The sequence below is a fragment of the Runella sp. SP2 genome (assembly GCF_003711225.1).
In the GTDB taxonomy this organism is placed as follows: Bacteria; Bacteroidota; Bacteroidia; order Cytophagales; family Spirosomataceae; genus Runella.
Genome location: NZ_CP031030.1, coordinates 832,959 through 845,494, shown reverse-complemented (window position 1 = coordinate 845,494; position 12,536 = coordinate 832,959). Strand labels below are relative to the sequence as shown.

Here is a 12,536-nt window from a genome sequence, read left to right as displayed (position 1 = left end):
TTGCTCTACGGTTTCAAATCGCGGCGCAAGTTACGATACATTCCGACAACTTCAAAGCAAGTATAAAATAAATATAATGCAAAAAAGGTAATGATGAACGAAACTACCTCATTTACTTGTAAATAGACGAATACAGCGACGAATACGATACACAAAACCAGCTTTATCACTGCTGATGCCAAGTAAAACTGTACAAATTTATCGTTATCGTCCTGAAAACCAAAGGATAATATCCTGTGCTGAAGAACTGATAGCGTAAAAAAGAAGGCTAAAATAAACCATTTTTCTTTTGGCAAAATGGCACCAAAGCCAAAGTATTCGGCTGTAAAAAATACAATTCCAATAATTGCAGAAAATAATATTGTCCGAAGCATAATTTCTTATTCGCTTTTTACTTGCACAATCATAAGGTATAAAGATGCACCTACTGACCCCAACGAAAGCACCAGCGTGAAAAGTGGAAACTTGTAAGCCAACCATTCATCAAGCTTTAATCCTGCATATACACCAAGCCCTATTGTTCCCAACATTTGGAACGCAATGCCCGAATATTTGGCATAGTTAGAGGTAAATCGTTTTGTTTCCTTAGGGTCGTTAGGGGCGTCCATTCGTTTGTTTGTTAAAAGCGTTAGTTGAGAGAAACCTTGTCAAATTCATGAATTTTTTGAACATCCACCCTGACAATTCCGTCCACTTTGGCACCATCAAACATGGGTCTAAATTTAGCCCCCCACGTAATCTCTTCGTATCGGTACGAGTAGCGGGCATGAACTGGCTGCAAAAATGTTTCCTCCGTAGCGCGAATATACACCAGTATCTCCGTATCCGAATCTCTCAACCCTTCTTCGGTTACGCCATACAAAGGACTTTCTTCCGTTAAAGGATGAACGAGTGTCCAGTGCATGGGGAAAAAATTCACTTGGTTTCGCTCCAGTTTCAACGGATAATACTTGCGCGTTCGCTGTCCTGACGGTAGGGTTTCTAAACGCGATAACGACACCGACACGTTCACGTCCACCAATTCATTAGGACTCTCATTAATCATCCGAAACATCCACGCGTTGATGTCGAGATAAGGTGCAAAAATAGAATTTTGGCTAAACAATATTTTAGGAACAGGGCGAGAAAAACGGCTATAGACCAAACCCGTCGCAATGGCAAAACCCAACACTCCCACCAGAGACTCGACCGACGACAAAGCGCTTGCCATCAATCCCGCAGGCGATACGTGGCCATAGCCTACCGTTGTGAGCGTTTGGGCGCTGAAAAAAAATGCCCCCCAAAATTTATCCGACACGCCAGTGCCGTGAATCCCTTGCAAATTTTCGACCCCAATAAGCATATAAAGCAGCGAGAATAGGCAGTTAACCACAAAGTAGATGAGAAAAACAACCACAAAAAATCGCGGCCAAGACAACAGCGTCAGGCGGTGAAAAATATCAGCCCACGCCCAGAAAGATACATTGACTCGTTTGGCATTAAAACTACCATCGGGATTCACCAGTCTTCCCTGTAAACCAGTCAACTGCGTTCCAAAACCAAGTTCTACCCGCTGTTCTTCGCGCTCCAAAAGCGCACTTTTTTTAATTGAATTGATAAGTCTATTTGTTTTCATTGTTGATTCATTAAGTACCTTGTTTGAAAAGTAGTATGATATTTTTTATCCCGCAGATAAACGCAGATTAAAATTCAACGCGGATTGGCGCAGATAAGCTCATTAGCCGAATTAATCACCCAAAATCTGCGGTTATCTGCGGTTTTAGAATCAGCGTAAATCTGCGGGTAAATTATAAAGAAACTTAATAAACAACGTATTAAGTAACAGTTCAAAAGTTTTAGGATGTTTATTTTAATGTAATTTGCTGATTTCAACTTGTGCTTTAGCACTTAATTAAGGATGGTTTAGAGAGGATTGAATACATAAATCCGAAATCCTTCACTTTTGTTCCACGACAGTCGTTTACCTTTGCCGAAAAAACGAACTTGTGAAGAAAGTCTCCATTCTTATTGCAGCACGTAACGAAGCAACCAATATCCTCGAATGCTTGCAGTCGGTTGAAGCGCTGACCTACCCCAAAACGCACCTCCAAGTGCTCGTGGGCGATGATGCTTCTACCGACGAAACGGCAGATATTGTTCGCAACTTTATTCACAATAAGCCTCATTTTAAATTAGTTACAATCACCCATACCCTCCCAAATTTAAAAGGAAAAACCAACGTTTTGGCCCAACTCGCGCACCAAGCCACGGGCGACTACCTGTTTTTTACCGATGCCGACATCGAAGTACCTACCGACTGGATTCAAGAAATGCTGCGGCATTTTAAACCCAACGTGGGGGTAGTAACGGGCATCACCACCATGAAAACACCTACTTTTCTTCATGGGGGACTTGCCCTCTTTCAAGGCATGGAATGGCTTTTTTACCTTTCGCTCATGCGACTTTTTGGCCTGTTTGGCATCCCCGTTACGGCCATGGGCAACAACATGGCCACCACCCGCCAAGCCTACGACGCCGTGGGTGGCTACGAAGGCATCCCGTTTTCAATCACCGAAGATTACGCCCTTTTCAGGGCTATTTTGGAAAAGGGTTTTCGGTTTGAACAACTGTTCGACCGCCGCGTGTTGACGATTTCAAAACCTGTTCCGACCTTTCGAGAATTATTAATACAACGCAAGCGCTGGATGTACGGAGCCATGTCGCTGCCGTGGGGACAGCGGATTGGGGTCTATCTCAACGGCTTACTGATTCCAATTTTGCTCGTTTTAGCCCTCTTTTTTCCAAAAACGGCCCTCTTTTTAACCTTTGCCAGCTATGTTTTTACCACCGCTTGGCTTGTGGGTAGCCTCAGTTGGTTGCAGCTCAACACGCTGCTGTTAGGCGCGCCCTTTTTCTGGTTTTATCACCTCGGAATGAACTTTACCATGCTGATTAACTTTTATACAACCAAAAACACACAGTGGAAAGGAAGAAACTATTTTTAAATGTCGAATGCAGAATGTCGAGTGTTTGAAATTCATGTCGGGTTGTGAGCAACCCTCCCCACAAAATTAGACACTCTGCACTCTACCCTCGACACTAAAATAATTACCACTTATAAAATGATAGAAACCCACGCACATATTTACGACGAAGTATTCAACGACGACCGCGAAGCCATGCTCGAACGGGCGTTTCAAGCAGGTATTCAGCAGATTTGGATGCCCAACTGCGACCACACAACCATCGACGGCATGATGGCCTTGGCCGAACAATACCCCAACGTATGTTTACCCATGATGGGCCTGCACCCTACCTACGTCAAAGAGGATTTTCAGCAAGAATTATACATTGTAGAAGAATGGCTTAACAAAGCGCAGGACAGCCCATCGGCCCAGAAATTCGTCGCCATTGGCGAAATAGGCATGGATTTGTATTGGGACAAAACCTTTGTCGAACAGCAAAAAGAAGCCTTTTTGGTACAGTGCGACCTCGCCCTCAAACACAACCTCTGGATTGACATTCACAGCCGCAACGCCTTTTGGGAAGTGGTAGAATTGATAGAAAAAGTGGCAAATCCGCAGCTCAAAGGCATTTTTCACTGCTTTACGGGCACGTTGGAAGAAGCCCAAAAAGCCATCGAACTCGGCTTTAAACTGGGCGTTGGCGGCGTAGCGACTTTCAAAAATGGCGGCCTCGACAAAGTCCTCCCTTACATCGACTTAGAGCACATTGTCTTAGAAACCGACTGCCCGTACCTTGCACCCGTCCCCTACCGTGGCAAGCGCAACGAAGTCGCCTACATCCCGCTCATTGCGCAGCGCGTAGCGGATTTGATGCAGGTAAGTGTAGAGACCATCGCCCAAAAAACCACCGAAAATGCGTTAAAAATGTAAGCAAGTTTTCATTCGTCATTCATCAACTCGTCATTCGTTATCATGTTTTCTTACAAAACCGTCACCATCAATCCAGTACTGCCCAACCGCCCACGGGCTTCGGTCTTGGTTATTTATACGGGGGGAACCCTCGGAATGGTCTATGAAAAAGGGCAGCTTGTTCCGTTCGATTTTGAACAGATTTTGGACCGACTCCCCGAAATCAAACGCCTCGATTTTGAGATTACCTTTACCAGCTTGGAGCAAATCATGGACTCCTCCAACATGCGCCCCGACGTGTGGGTGGAGCTGGGGCAGTTGATTCGGCGCAACTACGATTTTTACGACAGTTTTGTGATTTTGCACGGCACCGACACCATGGCCTACACCGCCTCGGCGCTGAGTTTTATGCTCCAACACCTCCAAAAACCCGTGATTTTGACGGGGGCGCAACTGCCCATCGGGGTGGCCCGCACCGACGCCCGCGAAAACATCATTACGGCCTTGGAGATTGCGGCGGCGCAGCACGATGGCAAACCGATTGTACCCGAAGTGTGCATTTATTTTCAGAATGTGCTGCTCCGTGGCAACCGCGCCAAAAAGAAAGAAACCTCGCAATTCAACGCCTTTCGTTCCGACAACTACCCGCCGTTGGCCGAAGTGGGCGTGACGATTGAGTACCACCTCCCCTACATTACCACGCCCGCCCTTGGCAGTATTTTTGAACTACGCCCCACGCTCGACGAAAACGTGGCGATTCTCAAGCTGTTTCCTGGCATCACGCCCAACGTAGTACGCTCGATTTTGGAGATTAACCACCTAAAAGGCGTTGTTTTAGAGACTTTTGGCGCAGGAAACGCCCCTACGCTGCCGTGGTTTTTGCAAGAACTCAAAGACGCCACCGACCGAGGTGTGGTGATTATGAACGTATCGCAGTGCGACGGCGGGCGCGTGATGCAAGGCCGCTACCAAACCAGTACGTGGTTTGACAAGATTGGGGTAATTAGCGGTGCCGACATCACCACCGAAGCCGCCATCACCAAAATGATGTGGGTTTTTGGCCAAGAAACCGACCCCGACCGCATCAAAACCCTCCTCGCCCAACCGCTTGTGGGGGAAATGACGGTTTGGTAGGGGGGAGTTAACCCACCCCCTGCAACTCCACTCACCCTGTTTGAAAAATTTTTTAGGAATTAGACGATTAGTTTTTAGAGCTGCTATCCTTTAGTACTTATTTACAAACCAACATAAACATCCACCAAAGAGAGGTGCAAGAGTGGTTTAAATAATTATCGACGTTTTATGAAACCTTTTACCTACCAGTACCTCACCCTATTTTACCCTCGCATGACCGTTTGATAAGTTTTTGGTGAAACAAAACGAAAGGCATTGTTTTGTTTTATCAGTACGGGTATTTTTGAGCGGAAAAAGGTAGTGGACAATACAAAAAGTACGACATATAAAGTTAAATAAAATACTGAAATAGTACAAATAAACACAAAAAGTACTACAAAAGTTTCGCATATTTGAGAGTTAGCGGTAATATTTTAAAGACAATGCACTTCAAAAGAGAACATATTATAGGGTTATTAAAAAGAGTTTCTGAATTCGCTTCTGACAATTTAGAAATACTTAGTAAGGTGGGAATTGATGTCAATGATGAATTTGATAGCACTTATGTTGGTATGATTGTTAGGCAACATACAATTACTACCGACTTGAAACTACTTTTTAGCAACAAGAAGAGTAACACGCTGACATCAGAGCTTGTTTTGTTTAGATGTTTGGTTGACGACTTTATTCACCTGACATTTATTTTTAATCAAGCAGACAAAAATGAACAGATTTTAAATTTGAATGGGGATGCGATTAGTAAAAATTTGAACAAACTAAGTGAATTAGCCATTTTTAACGAAGAGAAACTAAATGGCAGTTATCCATACTATCCAACTCGACAGTTAATTGAAGAAATAAAGGAAAAAATAAAAAAGGCACCGAATAGACAGCAGTATATAATAAATCAAGAGGATTTAAAATTTAGGACTTTTAAATCTACAGGAAATCTCATACGAAGTTTAGATAATAGTGATTATACACATTCGCTTATTCGAGCATACTTTATTTGGAGAAAATTATCAGATTTCGTTCACTATTCAAACTTTTCATATGAAGAAGAGCAACAATTAGACCCAACTAAAGACAACACTTATACTGAATTTGCTGAAATTATATCTTACTCCTATAAGACAGTTTTGCATTCGTTGGTACATTTTTCTGACAAATATGGTATTGAGATAAAAGACAGACATAATTTAAAAACTTATTATAAGGATGCAGGACATTAATACTACCGCTAACAGGGTATTGCCAAAAGCGGGTCTGAAGTGCTTCGATTGGACATTTGTGCAAGGCTCAACATTCGTTCTTCGATTGAACTTTTGTGCTAAAAATCCCCGCCTTCGGCAATACCAAAACCGTTATGCACAATTTTAAACCAACAACACGCAGACAAGACAAATATGGCAAAAGTATATTTAGACGCATTACTTCCACGAGAAGACTTTGATATAGACGAAACTCAAAACTCAGCCAAGAAAAAAGAGTCTTTTTCTATTTCCGATTTACGAGAAGATGACTTTTTCTATTTAACGTTAAGAAAGCCAGATTTTCAAAGAGAAACGAATGAATGGACACCTGAAAAAGTTTCTGAATTGATAAAGAGTTTTATCAATGGAGAGTTAATTCCAGCAGTTATTTTATGGAGAAGTAAGGCAGGTTATAACTTTGTTATTGATGGTTCCCATAGAGTTAGTTCTTTAATTGCTTGGATAAATAATGATTATGGTGATGGACCAATTTCTAAATTGGCATTTGATGGACTTATTCCAGAAGAACAAATTGAAATCGCAAATAAGACAAGAAAGATAATTGAAAAAGAAATTGGCAGCTATTCTGATTTTCAGCTTGCATTGAAATATCCTGATAAAGTCAGACCAGATATAATCACTAGTGCTAAAAACTTAGGTGCAATTGCAGTTCAATTGCAATGGGTAGAAGGAGATGCAGATGTAGCAGAAGCATCATTTTTCAAAATCAATCAACAAGCCGCAAAAATTGACCCTACAGAATTAAAACTAATTCAATCACGAAAAAAGGCGAATGGTATTGCTTCAAGGGCAATTATTAAAGGTGGAAAAGGGCATCAATATTGGTCAAAATTTACAAATGAAAACCAAAAGGAAATTGTAAAGCTATCAGAAGAAGTAAATAAGGTTTTTTTTCTTCCAAAGCTTAAAAATCCAATCAAAACACTCGACTTACCAATTGGAGGGAAAGGGTATTCAAGCCAAAGTCCATTGCTGATATTTGAATACGTTGACTTGGTAAACAAAAAAAATCAAAACATTAATAAGATTGACGAAGACGGGACTTTCACTGTTGAAGCATTAAAAAGAAGTAGAAAAATTGCGTATATAATTAATGCTAATCACGTTTCGTCTTTAGGTTTACATCCAGCAGTATATTTTTACTCAAAAACTGGAAGGCACAAAACAGCTTCGTTTTTTGCAATTACAGATTTTATAATGGAATTAGATGAGAAAAATAAATTTAAAGACTTTATAAAAATCCGAGAAGCATTTGAAGATATTTTAATAGAATATGACTTTGCTATTCAACAGATACTAAGACACTACAGAGGTTCTATAAAAGCATTACCTCATATAAAATCATTCTACCTAAATTTAATGGAAGAACTTTTAAAGAATTCAAATGACAAAGAATTGGCTGTGAAAAATGTACTTCAAAAAGATGTTTTTAAGTTTATAAAAGTGAATGATACTGAAGATTTTGAAGTAACAAATAACAACTTTTCAGACGAAACTAAATCTTCAGTATTTATTACAGAAGCATTGGAAAAAGCATTAAGATGTAAAATTTGTAATGCACGAATACATACTAATTCAATTTCGTTTGACCATAAACAAAGAAAAGAAGATGGCGGACTTGGAGATGCAGACAATGCACAACTGACACATCCATATTGTAATTCTGCCATTAAAAATTAAAAAACTGTGCATAACAAGGTATTGCCAAAAGCGGGGCTAAAGTGCTTCTATGAAACTTTTGTGCAAAGTTCAACAGCAGTAATTCTATTGAACTTTTGTGCTAAAAATCCCCGCCTTCGGCAATACCCAAAACGTTGTGTATAAGGCAACCAGTGAACGTACAAAATTCGACCTACTTGTAGAACATCAAGAAATAAATTGTAAATTGGGCTTAATCAATTTGGACAAATGAATACGCTTGAAAGATACACTTCAGAGATAAAAAGACTTTGTGAAAATCATAAAGTAAAAAGTCTTTATGCGTTTGGGTCGGTTTTAACAGACCGATTTAACAGCGAAAGCGATATTGATTTAATTGTGGATTTTTCAACTATCGAGGTCGAAGACTATGCTGACAATTATTTTGACTTCAAATTTTCACTTCAAGACCTTTTAAATCGACCTATAGATTTGTTGGAAGAGAAAGCCATAAAAAACCCCTATTTCAAGAAGTCTGTAAACCAACAAAGACAACTCATTTATGGACAATGACATAAAAGCGTGGCTTTACGACATTTAGAATGCCATTATGGAAATGTTGAAATTATTGGCGAAGCAATGAATTGGATTCTGAAAAGAGATGAAACCATTACTATAACAAATTCACGAAAGTTGGTGGACGTTAGAAATAGAATTATTCATGGTGTTGAAAAATTACTGAACAAGTAAGAAGGCACTGTACCCAATAACTAAGCATTCGTGGTGGCTTTCAGCCACGCCGTGAAATCCCGAAACCGCCCAGTCTTGAACGAAACTCGGGCGGGCGGCCAGCCTAGCGGTTGTATGGAATTTCCTTTGAACGTACTTGAGCTGCGGCCAAGTATCGAAACACTACGCACAAAACACTATCCCTTTAAAATCAAGCACTTATCCAATGGCGCGATGGATGAGCGTATTTTCTTGTAGCATATCAGTATTCTTTTTTGTCATGCTCAATTTTACTATGAAAGTGAAGTGCTAAATTCAACATTTTAGAAGCAAAAAATTGTTTTGCGGTGTAAAAGCCTTATTTTCACCGCATATTTTGCGGCGGTAATTATGTACATACACGAAAGAGAAAATTGGACAAACTTTGTTTGGGATAACGACAAGTTATCGCCTGTCTTGGCCTCTGTAAGGCATTTACAAGGACGTTTATTGGGTCGTATGGAAAGTTTAGGATTCGATTTTATAGAACGTGCCACTTTAGAATCGCTTATTTTAGAGGTTGTAGATACATCAAGAATTGAAGGTGAATTTATAAATCCTGAACTTGTTCGCTCGTCAATTGCCCGAAAATTAGGTATTGAAAATGCTGATTTTGTACAGACACCCCGAAACATCGAAGGGATTGTTGATGTCATTTTGGATGCTACCCAAAATTTCGACAAACCGCTCACACAAATACGCCTTTTAGGTTGGCATCACTCACTTTTTCAAACAGGTTTTAGCGGTTACCAGCAAATTGATGTTGCCAAATATCGTTCAGGGGGTATGAAGGTAGTTTCGGGCATTTTTGGCAAAGAAAAAATACATTTTGAAGCACCATCAGCCGACAGAGTGCCACACGAAATGGAACAATTTTTAAATTGGTTGAATAGTGAAAAAAGGTTGGATTTGGTTCTAAAATCTATCATTGCTCACTTTTGGTTTGTCACCATTCACCCTTTTGATGACGGCAACGGACGGATAGCGAGGGCCATTTTAGATATGTGGTTAGCAAAAAGCGATAATAGTAAAATTCGTTTTTACAGCTTATCAAACCAAATTTTCAAAGAACATAAACACTATAACAACATTATTGAAAAAGCACAAAAAGGAACATCAGACATCACACTATATTTAGAATGGTTTCTCGGTTGTTTTGAAAGGGCGTTAATGGCAAGTGAGCAAAATTTGGAAATCATTTTGGACAAAGCACACTTTTGGGACAAACACAAGTCAACAAATATTAACGACAGACAACGACTTGTAATCAATTATCTGTATGACAATTACGGCAAAGAAGTGGGATTTTTACGAACATCCACTTACGCCAAACTTACCAAATGCTCCTCAGACACCGCTTTACGTGATTTGCAAGATTTGGTCGCAAAAGAAATGTTGAAAGCAGAAGACAGCGGAAAGAAAACAAATTACATTATTATAAGTCCAAAAAACATAAGAATACCGAAAATATCGGACGAAAAAACATCTGTATCTTCGTAGAAAGAAATAGCCATCCCCGTTCCCACCTTGGCACCAAATTCTTTGTAGTTATATGTTTTTTTATTCAAAAAGTTTTTCTACATTAGCACTGTAAAAAACTCAACACAACAACGTTAGAAAAAACTCGTACTACTCTCGCTTAGGCTTACATACGCCTGTGCACATTCCCCGCCCTCACGGGCATTTTCCCTTAATTTATTTAAACAACGTTTTATGAAAAAGAACCCAAACAAACTTTTTTGCCAGTCCTTAATAGTCCATGGTCGATAGTCGATAGTCCATGGTCGATAGTCCGTGGACTATGGTCTATCAACTGTGGACTAAAACTTATGGGCTATCAACCAAAAACCGTGGACTATGGTCTATCGACTATGGACTAAAACCGTGGACTATCGACCATGGTCTATGGACTCTTCTCATACTTCCAAATTCCCGTAACCAGTAACCAAAAACAACATGTCTTATTTACATTTCCCCAGAATTGTATTCTCTGGAGACTTTTCCTCGGATGTCTCCACCGTCAACAACGACACGCAGCACTACAACAACGCTACGTTTGAGTCGAGCTTTCAGCTTCCTGGGCAAGGGGCAACCAACGGCTGGTGGAACCCCGAAGGCGGCGCTACCTTTGGCTTTCAAAACTGCACGATTCAGCAAGCTACCAACGAAAACGGCACGACCATTACCGACCCTGCCTTGGATGGCATCATTGGGCAGCTGGTGACGGGTGCAGAAGGACGAAACTCGGGCAAAATGGTGGACTTAGACCCCGACCAACAAATGGTGTCGGAGCTTTGGGGCGTCACCTTTCGCATCCTTTCGGCCCACAATGAGTTGTTGCTCGAAGGAAGAATCAAGCCCACGGGCTTTCGGGATTTGCAACGCCGACAAACCAACGGCGGTCAACCCAACGGCCAACCCATGGGTGCCTCGTGGACGTCGGTACTAGAGGATGTTAAATACGGAAAATTGGCCGAAAAATCGCCCATTTTAATGGCGTTGAAGGCCAAAACCCAACAAAACAAAATCAGTATCAACCTCAACGGCTTTGGCTACTACTACGCCCACGCCGACGGACGCTTTTCGCTCGGAAAAATACTGGGCTGCATCGGCCCGTGGTTTGAAAACGAACCTGAGCTTTTTGCCCCCGCACGGAGATTGTACGGGGTCTATCAACGAGGCCAAGTATTTGGCGGCTCCAATTTTATATTCGATGCTGACAACGCCCGCTTGTCGATTGACTTGGGCGGTTCGTTTCCCATTGCCGATTCCATCGGAACCATCAATACCACCAATGATTTCTACTTGGCGGTCAGCAAACAGCCGCTTACCAACCCACCCGCCATCCGAAACGTACTCATCGACAGCAGCGAGCTCGAAATCATTGGCAAAGTACCGTACCAACAAGGCTCCACTTGGCTCAATAGCACCTGCGGCATTGTCGATTTTAACATGCTGTCGGCAGACGTGGTGAATGACTTGAAAAACAGCCAGTTGGTTCTCGTAGCAGCGGGTAGCAGTTCTACCCAATACTTGCTGATTGCCCGCGAGGCCATTGACGGCATCGTGTGCCGCGCCGACAATTTTGTGCAGCGCATCGACACCAATCAAAAAGTGACGGTCAACCTCTACGCGTATCAGTACGGGCAGCCGTTGCCGCAAACCGAAATCACGATTACGATGGAGCCGCCCACGCCAGATACGCCCAAAGACAAAAATTCGCCCCCGATTTCTATTACCTACGGCAACAACAAGCCTCAGGACGGGTTGAGTTTTGCGCCTTCGTGCCAAACCAACGCCCAAGGCATGGCCCAAATCGAAATCACGGGCAACAGCATCCATTCGCCACGGGTCTATATCGACGGGCAAATCTACCTGTTGGATTACACTTTGGCCAATCAGCAACCAGACAGCGCCATTCCAGGAGCCGCGCCCATGTCCATTTCTATCCATTTACGGGACGATTTCCCCATCCCCGAAACCCCCACTTGGAGCGATATTTCGGACATGATGACGCAGTTTGCCAACCTGTACCCCATTATGAGCAAGTACTTCATCAATTTTGCCGATCCACAGGCAATGATTGCCAAAAAGGACATCTTGAAATTTGCTTTTACCCGCGACATCCACGACCCCATTTACATGCCCGCCACGCGGGACTTATCCGAAACCAAGCGGCTCACGATTTTGAAGTGGTTGGACAACCCCATCGTCGATGACCCAGCCACCGCTGCCGCCAGAGGAATAAAACTGAAAAGCGTTGACGCAAACGCCGAGCTCGACACGGCAGCGCCTTCTGAGCAGCAACAAAAGTTGGTCGAGGCCACCAAAGCCAAAAATGGCTCTTTGATTAATTTCCCAGCATTAACCAATCTGTTTGAATTCTAAA

General features: G+C 42.0%; 12 protein-coding genes. 9 read left to right on the top strand and 3 right to left on the bottom strand.

Translation table 11 applies throughout. From position 1 onward, the window contains the following. Positions 1-5 precede the first annotated feature (5 nt). Genes DTQ70_RS03365 through DTQ70_RS03355 form a run of 3 tightly spaced genes read right to left on the bottom strand, consistent with a single transcriptional unit; the run spans position 6 to position 1,615 of the window. Positions 6-374 carry a hypothetical protein gene (locus tag DTQ70_RS03365; protein WP_122929501.1) on the bottom strand — a complete coding sequence of 123 codons (369 nt, stop codon included), beginning with the start codon at positions 372-374 and terminating at the stop codon, positions 6-8. A 6-nt stretch (positions 375-380) separates the two neighbouring features. Further along, complete coding sequence (locus tag DTQ70_RS03360; RefSeq protein WP_122929500.1) at positions 381-608, bottom strand: AtpZ/AtpI family protein; 228 nt, start codon at positions 606-608, stop codon at positions 381-383. A gap of 20 nt (positions 609-628) precedes the next feature. Further along, positions 629-1,615 (bottom strand): ion channel, encoded by a 987-nt coding sequence (locus DTQ70_RS03355; RefSeq protein ID WP_122929499.1) that lies wholly within the window; start codon positions 1,613-1,615, stop codon positions 629-631. Positions 1,616-1,985: 370 nt separating this feature from the next. Between DTQ70_RS03355 and DTQ70_RS03350 the strand changes: the two genes are divergently transcribed. From DTQ70_RS03350 to DTQ70_RS03310, 9 genes are all read left to right on the top strand, one after another. After that, positions 1,986-2,984 (top strand): glycosyltransferase, encoded by a 999-nt coding sequence (locus DTQ70_RS03350; RefSeq protein ID WP_164489839.1) that lies wholly within the window; start codon positions 1,986-1,988, stop codon positions 2,982-2,984. Between the two features lie 117 nt (positions 2,985-3,101). After that, positions 3,102-3,875, top strand: a complete 774-nt coding sequence (locus DTQ70_RS03345; protein WP_122929497.1) for a TatD family hydrolase — start codon at positions 3,102-3,104, stop codon at positions 3,873-3,875. A 42-nt stretch (positions 3,876-3,917) separates the two neighbouring features. Beyond that, the gene (locus DTQ70_RS03340) at positions 3,918-4,988 is read left to right on the top strand and encodes an asparaginase (RefSeq protein ID WP_122929496.1); all 1,071 of its coding nucleotides are present in this window, start codon (positions 3,918-3,920) and stop codon (positions 4,986-4,988) included. A 422-nt stretch (positions 4,989-5,410) separates the two neighbouring features. Next, entirely contained in the window at positions 5,411-6,199 is a 789-nt protein-coding gene (locus DTQ70_RS03335; RefSeq protein WP_122929495.1) for a hypothetical protein, read from the top strand. A 174-nt stretch (positions 6,200-6,373) separates the two neighbouring features. Then, positions 6,374-7,921, top strand: coding sequence for a DUF262 domain-containing protein (locus DTQ70_RS03330; protein WP_122929494.1), 1,548 nt, complete (start codon positions 6,374-6,376; stop codon positions 7,919-7,921). Between the two features lie 228 nt (positions 7,922-8,149). Continuing rightward, positions 8,150-8,452, top strand: coding sequence for a nucleotidyltransferase family protein (locus tag DTQ70_RS03325; RefSeq protein WP_122929493.1), 303 nt, complete (start codon positions 8,150-8,152; stop codon positions 8,450-8,452). A 291-nt stretch (positions 8,453-8,743) separates the two neighbouring features. After that, positions 8,744-8,866 (top strand): hypothetical protein, encoded by a 123-nt coding sequence (locus tag DTQ70_RS31185; protein WP_255417949.1) that lies wholly within the window; start codon positions 8,744-8,746, stop codon positions 8,864-8,866. A gap of 132 nt (positions 8,867-8,998) precedes the next feature. Further along, entirely contained in the window at positions 8,999-10,147 is a 1,149-nt protein-coding gene (locus tag DTQ70_RS03315; RefSeq protein ID WP_122929492.1) for a Fic family protein, read from the top strand. 456 nt (positions 10,148-10,603) lie between these two features. Continuing rightward, the gene (locus DTQ70_RS03310; RefSeq protein ID WP_122929491.1) at positions 10,604-12,535 is read left to right on the top strand and encodes a hypothetical protein; all 1,932 of its coding nucleotides are present in this window, start codon (positions 10,604-10,606) and stop codon (positions 12,533-12,535) included. Position 12,536: the final 1 nt, after the last annotated feature.

What these genes read in the sequence shown, in the direction of transcription:
- DTQ70_RS03310 (WP_122929491.1), top strand. Translation starts at nt 10,604, where the DNA reads ATGTCTTATTTACATTTCCCCAGAATTGTATTCTCTGGAGACTTTTCC.
- DTQ70_RS03315 (WP_122929492.1), top strand. Translation starts at nt 8,999, where the DNA reads ATGTACATACACGAAAGAGAAAATTGGACAAACTTTGTTTGGGATAAC.
- DTQ70_RS03360 (WP_122929500.1), bottom strand. Translation starts at nt 608, where the DNA reads ATGGACGCCCCTAACGACCCTAAGGAAACAAAACGATTTACCTCTAAC.
- DTQ70_RS03340 (WP_122929496.1), top strand. Translation starts at nt 3,918, where the DNA reads ATGTTTTCTTACAAAACCGTCACCATCAATCCAGTACTGCCCAACCGC.
- DTQ70_RS03365 (WP_122929501.1), bottom strand. Translation starts at nt 374, where the DNA reads ATGCTTCGGACAATATTATTTTCTGCAATTATTGGAATTGTATTTTTT.
- DTQ70_RS03355 (WP_122929499.1), bottom strand. Translation starts at nt 1,615, where the DNA reads ATGAAAACAAATAGACTTATCAATTCAATTAAAAAAAGTGCGCTTTTG.
- DTQ70_RS03330 (WP_122929494.1), top strand. Translation starts at nt 6,374, where the DNA reads ATGGCAAAAGTATATTTAGACGCATTACTTCCACGAGAAGACTTTGAT.
- DTQ70_RS03345 (WP_122929497.1), top strand. Translation starts at nt 3,102, where the DNA reads ATGATAGAAACCCACGCACATATTTACGACGAAGTATTCAACGACGAC.
- DTQ70_RS31185 (WP_255417949.1), top strand. Translation starts at nt 8,744, where the DNA reads ATGGAATTTCCTTTGAACGTACTTGAGCTGCGGCCAAGTATCGAAACA.
- DTQ70_RS03325 (WP_122929493.1), top strand. Translation starts at nt 8,150, where the DNA reads ATGAATACGCTTGAAAGATACACTTCAGAGATAAAAAGACTTTGTGAA.
- DTQ70_RS03335 (WP_122929495.1), top strand. Translation starts at nt 5,411, where the DNA reads ATGCACTTCAAAAGAGAACATATTATAGGGTTATTAAAAAGAGTTTCT.